This window comes from Arthrobacter sp. 05T47 (assembly GCF_056395825.1).
In genome coordinates, this window is record NZ_JBFTKG010000001.1 from 23,684 (window position 1) to 43,999 (window position 20,316).

The following is a 20,316-nucleotide window of genomic DNA, read 5'->3' on the forward strand; positions in this document are numbered from 1 at the left end:
TACATCGCGTAGAATGCTGTGGTGCGATCTCCCGAATCCCCCGTTCTGACCATCAGCGGGCTAGTCAAGGATGTTGGTCCACTGCCCACTCTCGACGGCAAGATGCTGCGCGTGGTCAGCGGCCTGTCCCTCATTGCCGAACGCGGGCAAGTCACGGCCCTGCTCGGCGCCAACGGCGCCGGCAAGACCACCACCATTGAATGCGCCCAGGGCCTCCAAAAGCGGACCGCCGGCACTATCAGCCTGCTGGGCGAGGATCCGGATGCGGCCGGGGCCGGACTCCGTGCCCGCGTGGGCGTCATGCTCCAGGACGGCGGCCTCCCGCCGTCGGCCCGGCCCATCCCCCTGCTGCGGCACATCGCCGGCATGTACCAGGACCCGTGGCCCGTCGATGAGCTGATCGGACGCCTCGGGATCGACACCTTCAGCCGCACGAACGTGCGGCGCCTGTCCGGCGGGCAGAAGCAGCGCCTTGCCCTGGCCGCGGCGCTGGTCGGCAACCCCGAGGTCCTCTTCCTCGACGAGCCCAGCGCCGGGCTGGACCCGCAGTCGCGGCAAATGGTCTTCGACCTCATCTCAGAACTGCGCAACAGCGGCATGGGAATCGTCCTGACGACACACCTCATGGACGACGCCCAACGCCTCGCGGACTACGTCTACATCATCGACGCCGGCCGCAACGTCGCAGAAGGCACCGTCGCCCAGCTCCTCCAGCACCAGCTGCCCGCCGGCGACTCCGGGCAGCACATCCGCACACTGCTTTTCGAAACCGAACCCGGCCTGGACTTCACCGGCGTGCTGCCCGACGGCGTCGACGTCACCGAGGCGCGGGCCGGCAGCTACGCCGCGACCGGAGCGCTGACCCCGGCCGACCTCGCCGCGATCACCGGGTGGTGGGCCGCGCGTGGAATCATGCCCAGTTCCCTGAGCCTTGAAGCCCGCAGCCTCGAAGACGTCTTCCTGGACATCTCCGGAAGGGAGATCCGATGACCAGCGTTTCAAGCGGCGCCCCGCTGGAGAGCGCACGCCGCGGCAGCGCGCCCGGCACCCAGCACGGCAGCGCCCCCGCGCCGTTGCTGCGCCGCATCCTGCTGCAGGGCCAGTACGAGACCATCACCATGCTGCGGAACGGCGAGCAGCTGATCCTCGCGATCGTGCTGCCGCTGCTGGCCATGGTCGGCCTGACCGTGACCCCGCTGCTGGACGGACTCGGATCGAGCCGCATCAACGTCGCCGTCCCGGGCATCCTGGCCCTGTGCGCCATGTCCACCGCCTTCACTGGGCAGGGCATCGCCACCGGCTTCGACCGCCGCTACGGGGTCCTGCGCTTCCTCTCCACCACTCCCCTGGGCCGCACCGGCCTCATCGCAGGGAAGATCCTGGCTGTGTTGGCCGTGCTGTTCCTGCAGGTGCTCGTCGTGGCCGCGGTGGCTTTTGTCCTTGGCTGGCAGCCCAATCCTGCGGGCTGGCTGCCGGGCCTGGCCATACTGGTCCTCGGGGCCGCAGCCTTCACGGCATTGGGGCTGCTGGTCGCCGGGACGGTCCGGCCCGAGGCGACCCTGGCCATTACCAACCTGCTCTGGATCCTCCTCGGGGCGCTGGGCGGGATCGTCATCCCGAGCGAGCGGCTCCCGGCGCTGGCGCAGGCTGTGGTGCATTTCCTCCCCTCCGGCGCGCTGGGCCAGGCGCTGCGGGATGCATTCCTGTACGGCAGCGTCAACCTTGGCGCCGTACTTGTCCTGCTGCTCTGGACGGCGATCGCCGGCGGCGCAGCAATCCGTTGGTTCAAGTGGAATTGAGAAATCTGTGAGCACGGCGTCACGCACCCCCCGGATCATCTCCGGGTTCACCTCCCGGCTGCCCACCAGCGTCGACAACACGATCAGGCGGCTGGCCGTGTTGTCACTCATCGGGCAGATCGTCCTGGTGGTGACAGGCGGCGCCGTCCGGCTGACCGCCTCGGGCCTGGGCTGCCCCACGTGGCCGCGCTGCACCGAAGCGTCCCTCGCCACCACGCCGGAAATGGGGTTCCACGGCATCATCGAATTCGGTAACCGGCTCCTGACTTTCGCGCTGGCGGCCATTGCCGTGATGATGCTCGTGTACCTCTGGAACATCCGCAAGGAACGCCGCGATCTGTTCCTGCTCGCCCTGGGCCTGCTCGCCAGCATCCCGGCGCAGGCCGTCATTGGCGGCATCACCGTGCTGACCCAGCTGAACCCGTGGGTCGTGGGCCTGCACTTCCTCGTCTCCATGGCCCTCGTGGTCCTCGCAACCCTGCTGGTGAACCGGGCCTACGGCCGCACCGGCAAGGCCAGGACCGTGCAGCTGCCCGCACTGCCGGGCGCCGCACGCCCGGTGATGGCCGCCGTCGCGTTCTTCTCTGCAGTGGCCGTCTGCCTCGGCGTGGTGGTGACCGGTGCCGGCCCGCACGCCGGCGACGCCAATGCCCCGCGCAATGACCTCGACTGGGACCTGTTCGCGCACATCCACGCCGTCCCCGCCTACCTGGTGACCGCCGGCGCGCTGTTCGGGCTGTTCCTGGTGGTCCGCGGGCGGATCCCGGGCCCGTTCCGCTCCGCCGTGTTCATGCTGCTGGGCGTCACCGTGCTGCAGGCCGTCATCGGCTTCACCCAGTATTACAACGGCATCCCGGCGCTGCTGGTCGGCGCGCACATGCTGGCGGCGGCCCTGCTGATGAGCGCGGCCACCAACGCCGCGGACCTGGCCCGCTACAGCCCCGTGGAATAGCCACCGGCGCCGCGGCGGCGGAGTTCACTACGGCATTCACGTCCCGGGGCTGGTCCTGACGGGATTTCCGGGTGGACTATGAGATGGCATGGACATCGACCGCTGCGGCAGTGGGCTCTTTTTCGTTCACTTCCGTGTCGCTGACCGGAAGGCCTTCTCAATGCAAGCGACAGAACCGACCGTACCCCCTTCACCTTCGGCCCGGCAACGCGCGGCGAGCCTCAAAGAGCGCGTGTACATCATCTTCACGAGCCTTGCCGTGGTGCTGGCGCTGCGGAGCCACGCGGACGAGACCTCGCCCGCGGCCGCGGCGGCCACCCTCAGCATCGTGGTGATCGGGTCCCTGCTGGGGATTTTCGTCGCCGATCTCCTGAGCCACCTGACCGTCCACTCGAAGCTGCCCACCGGTGAGGAACTGCACCACATGATGGCCGTCAGCGCCGACGGCCTCGGTGTCCTGGTGACTCCGCTGCTTCTGCTGACGGCCGCCGGCTTTGGGCTATTGTCAACTGCTGCGGCCCTCGGGTGGGCGATCGTCGTTCTCGTCCTCTCCCTGGCCGTCGTCGGCTTCCTCGCGATCCGGCGTCTCGATATCCCGCTCCATCACAAGGCCGCCATCATGTTCGCCGAAGTTGTGCTGAGCCTGCTGGTGATCGGCCTCGAACTGCTGGCGCACAACCTCTGATCACACAGCAGGACCTGCCGGCGGGCGGAGGAACAGCGCTGCGACGGCGGTGACGAGCAGCAGGGAAGCCGCGACCGTAAAGCTGAGCTGCATGCCATGAACGAACCCGCCCGGCTCTGCTATGAGGGCGCCGAAGACGGCGATGGCCACGGCCCCGCCGACCTGCCGGAAGGTGTTGAAGACCGCGCTGGCGGTGCCCGCCTGCCCGGCCGGCACGCTGGCCAGCACCACGGACGTGACCGGAGGCATCGCAATGGAGCCGCCGGAGCCGGTGAGGATCAGCAGGACTGCCAGGAGCATCGGGGATCCCAGCGGTGCCGTGACCAGCATCGCAACCAGTCCGGCCACCATCGAGGCCAGTCCGAGTACGGCAGGGACCCGGGGCCCGAAACGGTTCGCGAGCGTTCCGCTGGCGATGTTACCGGCGACGCTGAAGGCTGCCGAGGGCAGGAAGACCAGTCCTGCCTGCAGGGGCGTCAGTCCCAGGTGCTGCTGGAGGTAGAGGCTGATGACGAAGACGGAGCCGAAGTGGCCCACCATGAAGGCAAATCCGACCGCGACGGCGATGCGCATCCCCGCGGAACGGAACAGCCCCAGGGGCATCATCGGGTGCCGTCCCCGCGCCTGGATCAGGACAAATCCCGCGATGCCCGTGGCGGCCAGGACCAGGCTCGCCATTACCGGCCAGGACCCGAAGCCCTCGGCACCCCCGGTGATGAGGCCGTACATCAGCGCCGTCAACGCGATGATCGCCGCCGACTGCCCGGCCCAATCGAACGGCGCCGGCTTCACGGGCGACGCAGCAACAGCAGCCAGCAGCACGAGCATGGCAACACAGACCGGAAAGTTGATCGCGAACACGAGCCGCCAGTTCACGGTGGTAAGCAGCCCGCCCACCAGGGGACCCACCGCCCCCGCGACTGCACCGCCTACAGCCCAGATCCCCAGAGCATGCGCGCGCCGCCGGGGATCGGGAAAAGCCTGGCGCACCAGCGCCATCGACGCCGGCAGCATGACCGCCGCCGCGGCCCCCTGCACTGCGCGGGCGGCGATCAGCAACACTGAGGACGGTGCCAGCGCGCAGGCAACCGAAGCCAGCAGGAATAGCGCTATGCCCCCTCCAAGTGCCCTCTTCGCGCCGATCCGGTCCGCCAGGTTACCCGCGAACAGCAGCAGCGCGGCGAACATCATCGTGTAGGCATCGATCACCCACTGCTGCCCGGTTGTTCCGCCACCGAGTTCCCGGCCGATGTTGGTGAGCGCGACGTTGACGATCAGGATGTCCAACGTGATGAGGAAGAAGGCGAGCGAGGCCAGCAACAGCGTGACCCTCGGGCGTGCGGAGCGGGACTCAGCGGGGGCAGATGCCGGTGGGGCCAAAGTGGTTTCGCGGTGTGACACGGTGTTCCTCTGGATGGAGTGGCTGGGCAGGATCCAATTGAAACGCGGACGCCCGGCTTGTGGGGTGCCGTGGTCTTAGGGGTACTGGCAGGGCACCCCTCGGCCGGCGTCGGGAGCAGCCCCGAACAGCACCCGCAGGCTACATGGAGACGGTCCGGGAGCTGGCCGAAGGCGAGACTTCGCCCACATTCCAGCGCCATTTACTCACCAGTCACTTGTCCAGGCAGGACGGCCTTCGGAATACTGGACCCTGTAATCCTTGGGCTTAGAGGCCCGCGCGCCGGCATCGGCGGCCCCGTTCCCGAACCGTCCGGGGCTCCGATCGCCGGGCGGCCGCAGGGCCGGAGTCAGGTTTCGTCCAGCCAAGCCGGGAATACTTGAACACGGCGCAAGAGGCGCCGCAATCGCATTCAGAGAAAGAGGACGCGTCGGTTTTGCCGTGATTCAGCTGGAATCGGAACCGGCCAGATAAAGGCACCGGAGGACATGTGGCGTTACTAGTCGGCGAAAGGCCCGCCAAGGCGGCCCAACACACTACAGGGCGACCACGCCTGGACGGCCTGGACGTTCTTCGAGGTGCCGCTGTCGGCGCCGTCCTGCTGGGACATTCCTGGCCGGGGATTTTTCAGGGCGCCGGCATCATTGGTGTCATTGCCTTCTTTGTTTTGAGCGGTTACCTCATCACCAACGTGTTGCTCCGGGATATCGAGCGGCACCGGAAAATTCGTTACGGCCGCTTCTACGCGCACCGGGCGTTCCGACTGGTGCCGGCCCTGATCTCCCTGCTTGGCGTGTACGCGATCGTGGAACTGGCCACCGATGTCCTCGGGGACAGGTCCAAGGGAATCGTCGGGTACACCGTCCTCGCCGGCCTTGGTTATCTCAAGGACCTGCCGCTGCCCTTCGATGTCAGCATGGCGATCGGGCCGCTGTGGACGCTGGCCGTCGAAGAGCAGTTTTACCTGATCTGGCCTGCGCTGCTTGTGCTCGCCCTGCGGTGCAACCGCCAGGGGCGGCTGATTGGCGTCTCTGCCGCCGTCGCCCTGTTCCTTATGGCCGCCAGCGTGCTGGCGATGCTGATCCTCGCCCCGCAGCTCCACTCCCTGGTCTACGCGCTGCCGACAACATGGGGCCTGGGGCTGGTCATCGGTTCTGCCCTGCGGCTGTACAGGGTCCACGTGTTCAGCTGGTTCACCGGCCGCCGGCTCCGGCGTGCGGCCCTGCTGGCTTCAGTGGCCGTCCTGGCGTCGCTGGTCTTCTTCCCGAAGGCCAACGAAAGCCCGCTCTTCATCTTCCTTGGCGGCCCCCTCGCCATGGCTGCCGCGGCCGTCCTGGTGGCGCTGGCGGCCTCCCGCACCTCCGCAATGCCGACCTGGACGCGGCCCCTGCAACTGCTGGGAACGGTGTCGTACGCCGCGTACCTGTGGAACTACGTCGTCATTCTCTGGATCAACGGCGGCTCGACGGCGGACCTCCCCCCGGTCGTCGCGGTCTCGGCAATCCTGCTGACCCTGCTCATCGCGGTCATCAGCTGGCACACCGTCGAAAGGCTGGGCCGCGTGGCGCGGGCCCGCTTCGACCAGCGCTACCCGGACAAGTCCCAGCCGGCCAAGCAGCATCGCAATCAGTCCCAGCCGGCCCAGCCGCGGGCCGTCAGCAACAGGTCCCCGGAAGCCTTGGCCACGCCCGTCCGGGAATCATCCGCGGCCTAAACACCGGAACCCGTTGCGCCGGCATCGGGACGGCTCTCCAGCGTGCAAGGATCCGTGTTCCCTCCGCAGACGATCACTGCCACGCGTTCCCCCTCGGCGGGCGTGTACGCCCCCGTGCTGAGGGCAGCCAGTGCCGCCGCCGCACCGTATTCGGCCGGGATCCGGTACTCGCTCCACAGCAGTGACCGGGCGGCGATGATGTCAGCATCGTCCACCAGGACAGACGTTGGAGGCACGCGGGACGCGATGTCGAACGCGATCTCGCCCACGCGCCGTGCACCCAGGGAATCCACGGCGACCCCGGAAACGGACACATCCACCGGGTGGCCGGCCGCCAGGGCCGCGTGCAGTGTGGGGATGTTGCGGGGTTCGACCGCGACGACCCGTGCCCGGCCCTCGGCCGCCGCAGCCACTCCCGCGTAGAGTCCGCCGCCGCCCACCGCGACGACGATCGTGTCAATGCCCGGCTCGTCCTGCAGAATCTCCTCGGCCATGGTGCCGGCGCCGGCCGCGATCTCCAGCTGGTCGTAGGCGTGGCAGAACAGGGCGCCGGTTTCGGCCACGTATTCCATGGCGGCCGCGAAAGCCTCCGCGTACTCGGAGCCGACCTGCCGGACGGTCGCGTTGTACGCGCGCAGGCGCTCAACCTTTACGCGCGGCGCGGTCTCCGGAACGAACACCGTGGCCGGAACGCCGAGCGCCGCGGCGGCATAGGCGTTCGCCAGCCGGCGTTGCCGCCGGAGGCCACCACCACTCCGAGGCCGGGGTCCAGTTCGCCACGCTCCCGGGCGGCAAGTTGGCGGTTGAACGCGCCCCGGGCCTTGAAAACGCCCGTGTGCTGCAGGAACTCGCATTTGAACCACAGAGGAGCCTCAGCGGTACCTCCGCGGAGCAAAGGCGTGCGGCGCACGTAGCCGCTGATCCGGCTCCCTGCCTGGAGTACATCGCTTCTGTTGATCACTGGCTCTCCTGGGGTTGCGTTGCCTGGACCGCGTTGGTCTGTGTTGGTCTGCGTTCGACTGCGGTACTTGTTCGGTTTGTCAGGATATCCCCCGGCAATACAGCAGACGCTCCCCCACCAGCGGTGAGGGAGCGTCAGGCAAACGAACGGGGAGGCCTTAGCCGCCCATGAGGGCGGAGCCGACGAACGGGTCCACCGCCAGGGCAATGAAGAGCAGTGTCAGGTAGCTGATGGAGCCGTGGAAGACCTTCATGGCCCCCTTGTTGGAGACGTCGCCGGCCTGGGCCCGGTTGTAGAGGGCGTGCGACTCGTACAGGAACCAGGCACCGGCGCCGACGGCGGTCACGGTATAGACCCAGCCCGCGCCGCCGGCCGGGATCATCAGCAGCGAGCACGCCACCATGGCCCAGGCATAGAGGACCACCTGCACCGAGACCACCTTTGCCCCGGCGATGGCGCCCAGCATCGGAACGTTGGCGTTGCGGTAGTCCTCGCCATAGCGCATGGACAACGGCCAGTAGTGCGGCGGGGTCCAGAGGAAGATCACCATGAACAGCACGACGGCGGGCCACTCAACGGTGTTGGTGACAGCGGCCCAGGCGATCAGGACCGGGAAGCACCCGGCGGCCCCGCCCCAGACAATGTTCTGGGCCGTGCGCCGCTTGAGGATCATGGTGTAGATGACCACGTAGAAGACGATGGCGCCGAGCCCCAGCCACGCGGCGAGCGGGTTGGCCCCGAACCAGAGGATCGCGATCGCCGCCGCGCCCAGCAGCCAGGAGAACACGAGTGCTTCGCGGGGCGTGACTTCACCGGTGACCAGGGGCCGGTTCTCCGTGCGGTGCATGAGCTTGTCGATGTCGCGGTCGATGTAGCAGTTGAACGCGCCCGCGGAGCCTGCCGCGAATGCCCCGCCCACGAGCGTGGCCAGGATCAGGCCGATCGAGGGGAAACCGCGTTCGGCGTAGATCATGGTGGGCAGCGTGCTGACGAGCAGGAGCTCGATGACGCGGGGTTTCGTGAGCGCCAGGTAGGCCTTGGCTTTGCGGCCGAAGCCCATTCTTCCCGAGGCCGGGGAGGCGTTCAGCGGCGTATTAGTTGTGCTCACGGTGGCAGTCACTCTGTTCTGTCTGGCAGTTCTGTATGGCTGTGCAGTTTTCTCTTAGCTGGGCAGCTCCGGGTGGATTTCGCAACGCGTGCAGCTGCAGATCGGGCCCAGCGCTGAACGCGCGCCCGTGTCTTTACCCCAGTCGAAGGCCACCACCCATCATACCGTGGAGCCCCGGGCGCCAAGGCCGCCCAAATACGCCCCATGATTCCGGCGTGTAAACGCCTGCTCACGGCGGCAGCCGCGGGAGGTGATTCATATAAGCGAAATCAGGTCCAATTGGTGAGATATACGCTGACCACCAAGTGGAATGGGACTAGGCTGTCCTTAGATCAGCGCACACGGGCACGCGTACAGGCAATTTGCCGGAACAGTCGGCTCTGCATCTGCGTCTGAATGATAGATCAACGTTTCGATGGTGAACGGCTGGTACGAACCGCAGCGGGCACCGAACTGTGCCCGGGGCGGACCCTAGAGCGTACCGCCGGCCGTCAGCACAGAGAGGGGCCCGGTTTTCGTGCCACATTTGGAAGAGCAAGAACTGTCATGGACTAACTTGGACCAGCGTGCGGTAGACACGGTCCGGGTGCTGGCCGCGGATGCGGTGGAGAAGGTCGGGAACGGCCACCCGGGAACGGCAATGAGCCTGGCTCCGGCCGCGTATTTGCTGTTCCAGAAGCTGATGCGCCATGACCCGGCGAACCCTGACTGGCTGGGCCGGGACCGGTTCATCCTGTCACCGGGGCACACGTCCCTGACCCTGTACATCCAGCTGTTCCTTTCCGGCTACGGGCTGGAGCTCAAGGACCTGGAGGCGCTGCGGACCTGGGGCTCGCTGACCCCGGGCCACCCGGAATACAAGCACACCAAGGGTGTGGAAATCACCACCGGCCCGCTGGGCCAGGGACTGGCGTCCGCCGTCGGCTTCGCCTATTCCCAGCGCCGGATGCGCGGCCTGTTCGACGCCGACGCTCCCGCCGGCACGAGCCCGTTCGACCACACCATCTGGGTCATCGCCTCCGACGGCGACCTGCAGGAAGGCGTGACCTCCGAGGCGTCCTCGCTTGCCGGGCACCAGGAACTGGGCAACCTCGTAGTGATCTACGACGAGAACCACATCTCGATCGAGGACGACACCGATGTGGCCTTCACCGAGGACGTTCTGGCCCGCTACGAGGCCTACGGCTGGCACACCCAGCGCGTGGACTGGACCCGGACCGGCGAATACAAGGAAGACGTGCAGGAACTGCACGCCGCACTGCTCGCCGCCAAGGCCGAAACGGGCAAGCCTTCCATCATTTCGCTGCGCACCATCATCGGCTACCCTGCGCCGAAGAAGCAGAACACCGGCAAGATCCACGGCTCGGCCCTGGGCTCTGAGGAAGTCGCGGCCCTGAAGAAGGTCCTGGGCTTCGACCCGGAACGCGCGTTCCAGGTGGACGAGGACGTTCTGGCCCACGCCCGGGCTGTTCAGGAGCGCGGCGCGGCCGCCCGCACCGAGTGGCAGGCCTCCTTCGAGGCATGGCAGGCAGCCAACCCCGAGGCCGCGGCGCTGCTGGAACGCGTCGAGGCGAAGAAGCTCCCGGGCGAATTCGAGGACGCCCTCCCGGTCTTCGAAGCCGGCAAGGATGTCTCCACCCGGGCCGCGTCGGGCAAGGTCCTGAACGCGATCGGCCCGGTCATGCCCGAACTCTGGGGCGGCTCCGCGGACCTCGCCGAGTCCAACAACACCACGATCGAAGGCTCGCCGTCGTTCATCCCGGCGTCCCGGTCCACCGGCGCCTGGAAGGGCAACCCCTACGGTCGGGTCCTGCACTTCGGTATCCGTGAGCACGCCGCCGCGTCGATCGTGAACGGCATCTCCCTGCACGGACGGACCCGGGCGTTCTCCGGCACGTTCCTGATCTTCTCCGACTACCAGCGCCCCGCGATCCGGCTCGGCGCCCTGATGGGCGTGCCGTCACTGTATGTCTGGACGCATGACTCGATCGGCCTCGGCGAGGACGGCCCCACCCACCAGCCCGTCGAGCAACTCGCGTCCCTGCGCGCCATCCCGGGCCTGGACGTTGTCCGCCCCGGCGACGCGAACGAGGTCTCCGCGGCCTGGAAGGCCATGCTGGAAAACCACGAAAACCCGGCCGGTATCGTCCTGACCCGCCAGAACATCCCCACCTGGGACCGCGGCACGTCCGAGGCCACCGGTGACACGTTCGGCTCCACCGCTGGCGTCGCAAAGGGCGGCTACGTCCTCGCCGAAGCCTCGAAGGACGGCAAGACCGTCGAGGCGCAGGTCATCCTGATCGGCACCGGCTCCGAGGTCCAGCTTGCCGTGAATGCCCGCGAGGCGCTGCAGGCCGAGGGCATCCCCACCCGGGTTGTGTCCATGCCCTGCGTGGAGTGGTTCAACAAGCAGGACGCCGCCTACCGCGAGGCCGTGCTCCCCGCAGCCGTGAAGGCGCGCGTCTCGGTCGAAGCCGGACTGGCCCTGGGCTGGAAGGAATTCGTCGGCGACGCCGGCCGTTCCATCTCCCTTGAGCACTTCGGCGCGTCCGCCGACTACAAGCGCCTCTTCCAGGAGTTCGGCATCACGGCCGAAGCAGTCGCCGCCGCGGCGAAGGAATCCCTCGCCGGTCTCACCAACTGATCCACCACCACGGTTCCGGGGGACCCTGTCCCCCGGAACCCATGATTTCCAGGAGTTATGACATGACTACCCCCACCGCTACTCCCACCCAAATGCTTTCCGACGCCGGCGTCTCGATCTGGCTTGACGACCTCTCCCGCGGCCGCCTGCAGACCGGCAGCCTGCGCAAGCTCATCGAAGAGAAGAACGTCGTCGGCGTCACCACCAACCCGTCGATCTTCCACGCCGCGATCACCACCGGCCACGACTACGACGCCGTCATCGCAGCCCAGGCCGCCGCCGGCGCCACCGTTGAAGAGACCGTCTTCGAAATCACCACCACCGACGTCGCCGACGCTTGCGACCTGTTCGCCCCCGTCGCCGCGGCAACCAAGGGTGTTGACGGCCGCGTCTCCATCGAGGTGGACCCCCGCCTCGCCTGGGACACCGCCGGCACCATCGCCGAAGCCAAGCACCTGTACAAGAAGGTCAACAAGGACAACGTCCTGATCAAGATCCCGGCAACCCTCGAAGGCCTCGAGGCCATCACGGCCACCCTGGCCGAGGGCATCAGCGTCAACGTCACCCTGATCTTCTCGCTGGAACGCTACCGCGCCGTCATCAACGCCTTCCAGTCCGGCCTCGAGCAGGCCAAGGACAACGGCCACGACCTGTCCAAGATCCACTCGGTCGCGTCCTTCTTCGTCTCCCGCGTCGACGCCGAAATCGACAAGCGCCTCAACGCCATCGACACCGAGGAAGCCGCGGCACTCAAGGGCAAGGCCGGCCTGGCCAACGCCCGCCTGGCCTACCAGGTCTACGAAGAACTCTTCTCCACCGAACGCTGGGCCCTCCTGGCCGAGGCCGGCGCCCTGCCGCAGCGCCCGCTGTGGGCCTCCACCGGCGTGAAGGACCCGGCGTACCCGGACACCCTCTACGTCACCGAGCTCGTCGCCCCCGGCGTGGTCAACACGATGCCGGAGAAGACCCTCGACGCGACGTTCGACCACGGCACCGTCACGGGCGACACTGTCACCCGCGGCTACGACGACGCCAACGCCACCCTGAACTCCCTCGACGCCCTCGGGATTTCCTACAACGACGTCGTGGCACTGCTCGAATCCGAAGGCCTGGACAAGTTCGTGGCCAGCTGGAAGGAACTGCTGGGTGACGTCGAAGGCGCCCTGGCCTCTGCACGGAAGGCTTCCTAACCCACTATGAGCACACTCAGCTACGACGCCACCGGCGCAGCCCGCCAGGCACATGAGCAGCACCTCCCGGCACTGCTGGAAGACCGCATTGCCACCCGGATCTTCGCGAAGGACCACACCCTGTGGGGTCCGGACGCAGAGCAGGAATCCGCTGTCCGGCTGGGCTGGGTCGAGGCGGCCACCGTCTCCCAGCAGCTGGTCGGCGACATCCTGGCACTGCGTGACGCGCTGAAGGCCGACGGCGTGACGCGCATTGTCCTTTGCGGCATGGGCGGGTCCTCGCTGGCGCCTGAAGTCATCGCGGGCACCGCTGGCGTCGAGCTGACTGTGTTGGACAGCACCGACCCCGAACAGGTCAGTGCCGCCCTGGCGGACCGGCTTGCCGAAACGGCCATTGTCGTTTCGTCCAAGTCCGGCTCCACCGTGGAGACCGATTCCCAGCGCCGGATCTTCGAGCAGGCATTCACCGATGCCGGGATCGACGCGAAGAGCCGCATCATCATCGTCACCGACCCGGGCTCACCGCTGGACAAGGCCTCCCGTGAAGCCGGCTACCGCGCCGTCTTCAACGCCGACCCGAACGTTGGCGGCCGCTTCTCGGCCCTGACCGCCTTCGGGCTGGTCCCCTGTGGGCTGGCCGGGGTGGACATCCAGGCCTTCCTGGACGAGGCCGAGGAAGCCGCCGAGATCCTCAACGAGGACTCCGAGGACAACATCGGGCTGGCCCTCGGCACCGCCCTGGGCGGCACCAGCCCGCTGCGCAACAAGATCGTCATCGCCGAGGACGGATCCGGGATCGTGGGCTTCGCCGACTGGGCCGAACAGCTCATCGCCGAATCCACCGGCAAGCTGGGCACCGGTGTGCTGCCCGTCGTCGCCGGTCCCGCCTCCCCGGAGGCGACGCTGGGCGCTCCGGACGTCCTCGTCATCCGGCTCGTCGCTGCCGACGCCGACGTGCAGCTCGGCGAGAACGAGGTCGCCATTGCCGGCGGCCTCGCCACCCAGATGATGGTGTGGGAGTTCGCCACCGCCGTCGCCGGCCGCCTGCTGGGCATCAACCCGTACGACCAGCCCGACGTCGAGGCAGCCAAAATTGCCGCACGCGGCCTGCTGGACGCGCAGCCCGAGCCGACGCCGGCCAACTTCACCGACGGCGCCATCGAGGTCCGTGGCGGTGAATGGCTCCGCGACGCAGCAACCGCGGCAGAGGCCGTCAGCGCCCTGCTCGCCGAACTCGGCCCGGACAACTACTTGAGCGTCCAGGCCTACTTCGACCGGCTCGCTTATGCCAGCTTCGAAGGCGTCCGGGACGAGCTGGCCGCGGTCACCGGCCGCCCCGTCACGTTCGGCTGGGGCCCGCGGTTCCTGCACTCCACCGGCCAGTTCCACAAGGGCGGACCCGCGATCGGCGTCTTCCTGCAGGTTACGGCCGCTTCCGCGACGGACCTCGCCATTCCGGACCGGCCGTTTACGTTCGGCGAGCTGATCTCGGCGCAGGCCGCAGGCGATGCCCAGGTCCTGTCCGAACACGGCCGTCCGGTCCTCCGGCTGCACCTGACCGACCGCGCCGCGGGTGTGAAGCAGCTCCAGGAGCTCGTCACGTCCCTTGCCGGCCAGGCAGCATCTTCCACCAAAAGCTAAGGCACCCACGCAACCATGCCAGAAACCTACAACGGCGGCAGGAACACGGCCGGCCGGGGGCGCAATCCGCTCCGGGACCCCCGTGACCGCCGTCTGAACCGTATTGCCGGGCCGTCATCGCTGGTCCTGTTCGGCGTGACCGGGGACCTCGCCCGCAAGAAGCTCATGCCGGCCGTGTACGACCTCGCCAACCGCGGGCTGCTGCCGCCGAGCTTTGCCCTGGTGGGCTTTGCCCGCCGGCAGTGGGAGAACGAGGACTTCGCCGCGGAAGTCAAGGAGTCCGTCAAGGCCTACGCCCGGACGCCGTTCGATGAGACGGTCTGGAAGCAGCTCTCCGAGGGCATCCGCTTCGTGCAGGGCGAGTTCGACGACGACGACGCGTTCAAGCGGCTCGGCGAGACGATCGATGAGCTCGACGAGCAGCGCGGGACGCGGGGCAACCACGCGTTCTACCTCTCGATCCCGCCGAAGGCGTTCGAACAGGTCTGCCGTCAGCTCTCCAAGCACGGCCTGGCCCAGGCCGGAGGCGACAACTGGCGCCGCGTCGTGATCGAAAAGCCGTTCGGCCACGACCTCGAGTCGGCCCGCCAGCTCAACGACATCGTTGAATCGGTGTTCCCGCCGGACGCGGTCTTCCGGATCGATCACTACCTGGGCAAGGAGACGGTGCAGAACATCCTGGCACTGCGCTTCGCCAATCAGCTGTTCGAGCCGCTCTGGAACGCCAACTATGTTGACCACGTCCAGATCACCATGGCCGAGGACATCGGCACCGGCGGCCGGGCAGGCTACTACGACGGCGTGGGCGCGGCCCGCGACGTCATCCAGAACCACCTGCTGCAGCTCCTTGCCCTGACGGCGATGGAAGAGCCCATCTCGTTCAACGCCGATGACCTGCGGGCCGAGAAGGAAAAGGTCCTGGCCGCAGTCAGGCTCCCCGATGACCTCTCCACCCACTCCGCCCGCGGTCAGTTCACCGGCGGCTGGCAGGGCGGCGAGGAAGTCCTGGGCTACCTGGAGGAAGAGGGCATCCCGGCTGATTCCAAGACCGAGACGTTTGCCGCGATCCGGGTGGACATCAACACCCGGCGCTGGTCCGGCGTGCCGTTCTACCTGCGCGCCGGCAAGCGCCTGGGGCGCCGGGTGACGGAGATCGCCGTCGTGTTCAAGCGCGCACCGAACCTGCTCTTCCGCGATCACAGCGAGGACGACTTCGGCCAGAACGCCGTCGTGATCCGGGTCCAGCCCGACGAGGGCGCCACGATCCGGTTCGGGTCCAAGGTCCCGGGCACCCAGATGGAGGTCCGCGACGTCACCATGGACTTCGGCTACGGCCACTCCTTCACCGAGTCCAGCCCCGAAGCCTACGAACGCCTCATCCTCGACGTGCTCCTGGGCGAGCCGCCGCTGTTCCCCCGGCACCAGGAAGTCGAGCTGTCCTGGAAGATCCTTGACCCGTTCGAGGACTACTGGGCCGGCCTTGACGAACAGCCCCAGCCCTATCCGCCCGGCAGCTGGGGCCCCGCCTCGGCCGACGAGCTCCTTGCCCGCGACGGACGAACCTGGAGAAGGCCATGATCGTAGATCTTCCCGACACCACCACCTCCAAGATTTCCAAGAAGATCATGGCCCTGCGCGAGCAGGGCGGCGTGATCGCCCTGGGCCGGGTGCTGACCCTTGTGGTGGTCACCCGCTCCGGGCTCGAGGAGGAGGCCATCGAGGCCGCCAACGAGGCCAGCCGGGAACACCCGTGCCGGATCATCGTCCTCGCCGACGCCGGGGCCTCGGCTCCGACCCGGCTGGACGCCCAAATCCGGGTCGGCGGCGACGCCGGGGCCTCCGAGGTCATCCTGCTGCGCGGCTACGGCGAACTCGCCGAGGAAAGCGAATCCCTGGTCGCGGCCCTGCTGCTTCCGGATGCGCCCATTGTGGCCTGGTGGCCGCACGGTGCCCCCCGGAACGCGTGCCAGACCTCGATCGGGGGCATCGCGCACCGCCGGATCACCGACTCGGCCAATGAAGCGGACCCGGTCGCGGCGCTGGAGAACATCCGCCGCACGTACAAGGCCGGCGACACGGACCTAGCCTGGACCCGCCTGACCAACTGGCGCATCCAGCTGGCCGCAGTGCTGGACCAGGTGGACGACTCCCCGGTGACGGCCGTCGCCGTCGAGGGCGCCTCGGACTCCCCCAGCACCGTGCTGCTCGCGGCCTGGCTGACCTTGGCCCTGGACGTTCCGGTCACAATCGTGGCCGACCCGGCGGGCACCGGGATCCGGCGTGTCCGGCTGACCCGGCCCGGCGGCGACATCCAGCTCTTCCGTCCCGGACTGACCATCGCGGAGCTGACCCAGCCCGGCCAGCCCGCGCAGCGGATCTCCCTGCCCCGGCGCAGCCTCAAGGACTGCCTGGCAGAAGAACTCCGCCGCCTGGATCCGGACGAAGTGTTCGGCGAAGTGATTACTATGGGACTGCCACGTACCAATCTAAGGAGTGTCCGTCCCAGTGAGCGCTGATCCGAGAGTAAGCATCCATCCAGACTCGACCGTCCTGATGGCTGCGATCGCAGCCCGCCTGATCACCAAGCTCGTGGATATCCAGGACCGGCACGGCGAGGCCACGGTGGTGCTTACCGGGGGCAGCATGGGCATCGGTTCGCTCAAGGCGGTGGCCGAATCACCGGCGGCGTCGGCCGTGGACTGGTCCAAGGTGAACTTCTGGTGGGGTGACGAGCGCTTTGTGGCGGCGGACGACGCCGAGCGCAACGCCCGTCAGGCGCAGGAGGCCCTGCTCTCCCATATCAGCGTTGATCCGGCGCGTGTTCACGTCCCCGGTTCCACCGACGACTTCGAAAGCCCTGATGAGGCGGCCGCGGACTATGCGCGCCGCCTCGCCGAGGCGGCCGCCGCCGAGCACGCCGCGGACATGTCCGACGACAGGCCGGAAAACCCGGCGCGGCTCCCGCGCCTGGACATCGTCCTCCTCGGCGTCGGGCCGGACGCGCACGTCGCGTCGCTCTTCCCGGAGCAAGCCGGTATCCGGGAGAAGGAACTGACTGTCGTAGGGGTCCAGAACTCCCCCAAGCCCCCGCCGGCCCGGGTATCGCTGACGCTGCCGGCGATCAATACGGCATCCGAGGTCTGGATGGTGGTGGCCGGTGACGACAAGGCCGGCGCGGTGGGACTGGCCCTGGCCGGCGCCAATCCCGTGCAGGTTCCCGCGGCAGGGCCGCGCGGCCGCCAGGAAACCCTGTGGCTGATTGACGAGAACGCGGCCTCACGGGTCCCGGAGCAACTCGTCCGGAAGGGACCGTCGGGAGCGTAACCGTTCCAGCGCTCCAGCCAGCACGTCTTCGGCGTCCTGGCTGGAGCGCCGCTCTTTAACGTATTCCAGGTGCGTCTTGAAGCCCTCCATCGGCGCTTCCTCAAGGCCAAACTTCGCTTCGTCACGGGTTGCGGTCCCGCCGCAGCGCCGGCAGTCCCAGACTCCCGGGATCTGTTCCTCCGGCAGCTGCGCGAACACGAGTGTGGTTTCATGGCCCTTGGCGCACCGGAAGGAGACACGAATACGGGGCTGGCGTACGCCGGCCCCGTTCATTGGCTCATGGCGGGGAGTTGCCCCCTCGGTAGCGCCCACACGGATTCCCTTGAATCCGGAAGCAGAATGCAGCATCGGGAACTCCTTGCTACTTGGCTGGCGGACGAGTGCAAGACGCCAGTCTAGATTGGGAGTTCCCGATGCCGGGAGGGCCTTAAGGACCCTTTATGAAGTTATCGAAACGGACGTCCTAGGAATCGGCGCCCGTGCTGAACCGCATGAGCAGGCCCAGGGCGACGATCACAACGCCCCAGGTGATCCCGAGGATGATCGTGAAACGGTTGAGGTTCCGTTCCGCGACGCCGGAGGAGCTCAGGCCCGAGCTCATGCCGCCGCCGAACATGTCGGACAGGCCGCCTCCGCGTCCCTTGTGGAGCAGGATGAGCAACGTCAGCAGGAGGCTGGTGATGCCAAGGAGGACCTGCAGAATGACATGAAGAACGTCCACGACGGCCTTTCAGAAGAATTGGATTACGGGGGCCAAACTGTGTCCGGACTAATCCGTCAGCAGGTGACTCTCGAACCTGACAATATTAGCAAACTCGGCGGCGTCCAGGCTGGCACCACCGACCAGCAATCCGTCCACGTCGCGTTCCTTGAGGATTGAGGCCGCATTGTTGGCCTTCACCGAGCCGCCGTAGAGGAGGCGGGTCTTGGCAGCGACGTCGGCTCCGAAGAGGGTGGACAGCTCGGCGCGGATGGCTGCGCACATTTCCTGTGCGTCCTCCGGACCGGCAACTTCGCCGGTGCCGATGGCCCAGACGGGCTCGTAGGCGACGACGAGCTCGGCGGCCTGCTCCGGGGTGAGGCCCTCGACGCCGGCGCGGAGCTGGACGAGTGTGTGGTCCACGTGGGTGCCGGCCTGGCGAATCTCGAGGCCCTCGCCGACGCAGAGGACGGGGGTGATGCCGTGCCGGAAGGCTGCCTTGGTCTTGGCGTTCAGCACCTCATCGGACTCGTTGTGGATGGTGCGGCGTTCGCTGTGGCCCACCAGCACGTAGCTGCAGCCGAGCTTGGCGAGGAACTGCCCGGAGATGTCGCCGGTGTAGGCGCCCGAGTCGGCCGGGGACAGATCCTGGCCACCGTAGACAACCTTGAGTTCGTCGCCCTGGACCAGTGTCTGGACGCCGCGGAGATCGGTGAACGGCGGGAAAACGGCAACCTCCGCCCGGCTGTAGTCGTGCTTGGCGTCGGACAGGGTCCACGCCAGCTTCTGCAGGAGGGTAATGCCCTGGACATGGTCCATGTTCATCTTCCAGTTGCCGGCGATGAAGGGCGTGCGGTCGAATTTGCCGTTGGTTGACGTAGTCACGTGGTCTCCAAAAGGTTCTTAGCAGTGGAACAGCCGGCAGGGCCCCGTCCGGGGACAGGGGCCCTGCCGGCTGGAGGGTCTAGCGGTCGAGGACGCTCAGGCCGGGGAGTTCCTTGCCTTCAAGGTACTCCAGGCTGGCGCCGCCGCCGGTGGAAATGTGGCCGAACTGGTCATCGGCGAAGCCGAGTGTCCGGACCGCCGCGGCGGAGTCGCCGCCGCCAACCACCGTGAACGCGTCTGTCTCGGTCAGCGCCTGGGCGATGGCCCGGGTGCCGCCGGCGAAGGCCGCGAATTCGAACACGCCCATGGGCCCGTTCCAGAACACGGTCTTGGCGCCCTTGATGTGTTCGGCGAAGGCCGCGGCCGAATCCGGACCGATGTCCAGCCCGATGCCCTTGGCCCCGAAGCTGCTGGACTCAATGGCGTCGGCAGCGACGGTCTCGTGCTCGGCGTCGGCGGCGAACTTGCTCGCCACCACAACATCGGTGGGCACCACGAACGCGGTGCCGGCGTCGGCCGCCCGCTTCAGGTAGTCCTGGACCACCGGGATCTGGTCCTCTTCGAGCAGGCTGCCCGCAACCTTGTGGCCGGCCGCGGCGAGGAAGGTGAACAGCATGCCGCCGCCCACCAGGATCGTGTCCGCCTTGCCGATGAGGTTGTCGATGACGGCGAGCTTGTCGGAAACCTTGGAGCCGCCGAGGACCACCACGTAGGGCCGCTGGGTGTCGGCGGTGAGCTTGCGCAGCACCTCGACCTCCGTGCGGACCAGGTCGCCCTGGTAGGACGGCAGCCGGGTGGCGACGTCGTACACGCTGGCGTGCTTGCGGTGCACGGCGCCGAAGGCGTCATCGACGAACGCGCCGTTGCCGCCGGTGAGGGCGACGAGCTCGTCAGCGAAGGCGCCGCGTTCGGCGTCGTCCTTGGAGGTCTCCCGCGCGTCGAAGCGGACGTTTTCCAGGATCAGCGCTTCGCCGTCCTGAAGCGCGGAGGCCAGCTCCGTGGCGGACGCGCCGACGGTGTCGCCGGCAAGGGAGACCTTGAACCCGGCAAGCTCGGCCAGCCTCGAGGCTGCGGGCTTGAGCGAGTACTTCTCCTCCGGGGCGCCCTTGGGGCGGCCCAGGTGTGCTGTGACCAGCACGCGGGCACCGGCGTCCGTGAGCTTCGCCAGCACTGGAAGGGAGGCCTTGATGCGGCCATCATCAGTCACTGTAGAGCCGTCGAGCGGCACGTTCAGGTCACTTCTGACCAGAACGTACCGCCCGCGGACACCATCAGCGATCAGTTCGTTGAGGGTGTGGAATGTCATGAGTCTTA

At 67.6% G+C, this 20,316-nt stretch carries 17 protein-coding genes and 1 pseudogene; 11 read left to right on the plus strand and 7 right to left on the minus strand.

The window, feature by feature from the left end:
- Positions 1-21 precede the first annotated feature (21 nt).
- The 4 genes from AC1DEY_RS00135 (at position 22) to AC1DEY_RS00150 (ending at position 3,436) form a co-directional block, all read left to right on the plus strand.
- The gene (locus tag AC1DEY_RS00135; protein ID WP_441408595.1) at positions 22-990 is read left to right on the plus strand and encodes an ABC transporter ATP-binding protein; all 969 of its coding nucleotides are present in this window, start codon (positions 22-24) and stop codon (positions 988-990) included.
- On the plus strand, positions 987-1,799 hold the full coding sequence (locus AC1DEY_RS00140) for an ABC transporter permease (protein ID WP_476866223.1): 813 nt from the start codon (positions 987-989) through the stop codon (positions 1,797-1,799). The genes AC1DEY_RS00135 and AC1DEY_RS00140 overlap by 4 nt, the downstream gene beginning before the upstream one ends.
- Before the next feature lie 7 nt (positions 1,800-1,806).
- A complete protein-coding gene (locus tag AC1DEY_RS00145; RefSeq protein WP_476866224.1) occupies positions 1,807-2,751 on the plus strand; it encodes a COX15/CtaA family protein in 945 nt (314 codons plus the stop codon).
- A 160-nt stretch (positions 2,752-2,911) separates the two neighbouring features.
- The gene (locus AC1DEY_RS00150; protein WP_441408592.1) at positions 2,912-3,436 is read left to right on the plus strand and encodes a hypothetical protein; all 525 of its coding nucleotides are present in this window, start codon (positions 2,912-2,914) and stop codon (positions 3,434-3,436) included.
- Here the strand turns inward: AC1DEY_RS00150 and AC1DEY_RS00155 are convergent, their stop codons facing one another.
- Positions 3,437-4,837, minus strand: a complete 1,401-nt coding sequence (locus AC1DEY_RS00155) for an MFS transporter (protein ID WP_476866225.1) — start codon at positions 4,835-4,837, stop codon at positions 3,437-3,439.
- A 488-nt stretch (positions 4,838-5,325) separates the two neighbouring features.
- On the opposite strand from AC1DEY_RS00155, the gene AC1DEY_RS00160 reads away from it, so the two are divergent.
- Positions 5,326-6,549: an acyltransferase family protein gene (locus AC1DEY_RS00160; protein ID WP_476866226.1), complete on the plus strand. Its 1,224-nt coding sequence runs from the start codon at positions 5,326-5,328 to the stop codon at positions 6,547-6,549.
- Here the strand turns inward: AC1DEY_RS00160 and AC1DEY_RS00165 are convergent.
- Positions 6,546-7,510, minus strand: a pseudogene (locus AC1DEY_RS00165) (threonine/serine dehydratase). The gene AC1DEY_RS00160 and the pseudogene AC1DEY_RS00165 overlap by 4 nt on opposite strands.
- Positions 7,511-7,667: 157 nt before the next feature.
- On the minus strand, positions 7,668-8,630 hold the full coding sequence (locus AC1DEY_RS00170) for a heme o synthase (protein ID WP_441408588.1): 963 nt from the start codon (positions 8,628-8,630) through the stop codon (positions 7,668-7,670).
- Between the two features lie 514 nt (positions 8,631-9,144).
- Here AC1DEY_RS00170 and tkt point away from each other — a divergent pair.
- The 6 genes from tkt to pgl all read left to right on the plus strand — a co-directional run bounded on the left by tkt (position 9,145) and on the right by pgl (position 17,417).
- A complete protein-coding gene (tkt, locus tag AC1DEY_RS00175) occupies positions 9,145-11,262 on the plus strand; it encodes a transketolase (protein WP_476866561.1) in 2,118 nt (705 codons plus the stop codon).
- A 62-nt stretch (positions 11,263-11,324) separates the two neighbouring features.
- Positions 11,325-12,452, plus strand: coding sequence for a transaldolase (tal, locus tag AC1DEY_RS00180; protein WP_476866227.1), 1,128 nt, complete (start codon positions 11,325-11,327; stop codon positions 12,450-12,452).
- 6 nt (positions 12,453-12,458) lie between these two features.
- Positions 12,459-14,093 carry a glucose-6-phosphate isomerase gene (locus tag AC1DEY_RS00185; protein ID WP_476866228.1) on the plus strand — a complete coding sequence of 545 codons (1,635 nt, stop codon included), beginning with the start codon at positions 12,459-12,461 and terminating at the stop codon, positions 14,091-14,093.
- Positions 14,094-14,108: 15 nt separating this feature from the next.
- The gene (zwf, locus tag AC1DEY_RS00190; protein WP_476866229.1) at positions 14,109-15,671 is read left to right on the plus strand and encodes a glucose-6-phosphate dehydrogenase; all 1,563 of its coding nucleotides are present in this window, start codon (positions 14,109-14,111) and stop codon (positions 15,669-15,671) included.
- On the plus strand, positions 15,668-16,609 hold the full coding sequence (locus AC1DEY_RS00195) for a glucose-6-phosphate dehydrogenase assembly protein OpcA (RefSeq protein WP_018772991.1): 942 nt from the start codon (positions 15,668-15,670) through the stop codon (positions 16,607-16,609). The genes zwf and AC1DEY_RS00195 overlap by 4 nt, the downstream gene beginning before the upstream one ends.
- Positions 16,599-17,417, plus strand: coding sequence for a 6-phosphogluconolactonase (gene pgl / locus AC1DEY_RS00200; RefSeq protein ID WP_476866230.1), 819 nt, complete (start codon positions 16,599-16,601; stop codon positions 17,415-17,417). Before AC1DEY_RS00195 ends, pgl begins: the two co-directional genes overlap by 11 nt.
- Here the strand turns inward: pgl and AC1DEY_RS00205 are convergent.
- The 4 genes from AC1DEY_RS00205 to AC1DEY_RS00220 form a co-directional block, all read right to left on the minus strand.
- Entirely contained in the window at positions 17,370-17,765 is a 396-nt protein-coding gene (locus tag AC1DEY_RS00205; protein ID WP_476866231.1) for an RNA polymerase-binding protein RbpA, read from the minus strand. The genes pgl and AC1DEY_RS00205 overlap by 48 nt on opposite strands.
- A gap of 115 nt (positions 17,766-17,880) precedes the next feature.
- Positions 17,881-18,138, minus strand: coding sequence for a preprotein translocase subunit SecG (secG, locus tag AC1DEY_RS00210; protein ID WP_441408582.1), 258 nt, complete (start codon positions 18,136-18,138; stop codon positions 17,881-17,883).
- Between the two features lie 48 nt (positions 18,139-18,186).
- Positions 18,187-19,002, minus strand: coding sequence for a triose-phosphate isomerase (tpiA, locus tag AC1DEY_RS00215; protein ID WP_441408581.1), 816 nt, complete (start codon positions 19,000-19,002; stop codon positions 18,187-18,189).
- A 79-nt stretch (positions 19,003-19,081) separates the two neighbouring features.
- Positions 19,082-20,308: a phosphoglycerate kinase gene (locus tag AC1DEY_RS00220; RefSeq protein WP_476866232.1), complete on the minus strand. Its 1,227-nt coding sequence runs from the start codon at positions 20,306-20,308 to the stop codon at positions 19,082-19,084.
- Positions 20,309-20,316: the final 8 nt, after the last annotated feature.

What these genes read in the sequence shown, in the direction of transcription:
- AC1DEY_RS00140 (WP_476866223.1), top strand. Translation starts at nt 987, where the DNA reads ATGACCAGCGTTTCAAGCGGCGCCCCGCTGGAGAGCGCACGCCGCGGC.
- AC1DEY_RS00150 (WP_441408592.1), top strand. Translation starts at nt 2,912, where the DNA reads ATGCAAGCGACAGAACCGACCGTACCCCCTTCACCTTCGGCCCGGCAA.
- tal (WP_476866227.1), top strand. Translation starts at nt 11,325, where the DNA reads ATGACTACCCCCACCGCTACTCCCACCCAAATGCTTTCCGACGCCGGC.
- AC1DEY_RS00185 (WP_476866228.1), top strand. Translation starts at nt 12,459, where the DNA reads ATGAGCACACTCAGCTACGACGCCACCGGCGCAGCCCGCCAGGCACAT.
- zwf (WP_476866229.1), top strand. Translation starts at nt 14,109, where the DNA reads ATGCCAGAAACCTACAACGGCGGCAGGAACACGGCCGGCCGGGGGCGC.
- AC1DEY_RS00195 (WP_018772991.1), top strand. Translation starts at nt 15,668, where the DNA reads ATGATCGTAGATCTTCCCGACACCACCACCTCCAAGATTTCCAAGAAG.
- AC1DEY_RS00205 (WP_476866231.1), bottom strand. Translation starts at nt 17,765, where the DNA reads ATGCTGCATTCTGCTTCCGGATTCAAGGGAATCCGTGTGGGCGCTACC.
- AC1DEY_RS00220 (WP_476866232.1), bottom strand. Translation starts at nt 20,308, where the DNA reads ATGACATTCCACACCCTCAACGAACTGATCGCTGATGGTGTCCGCGGG.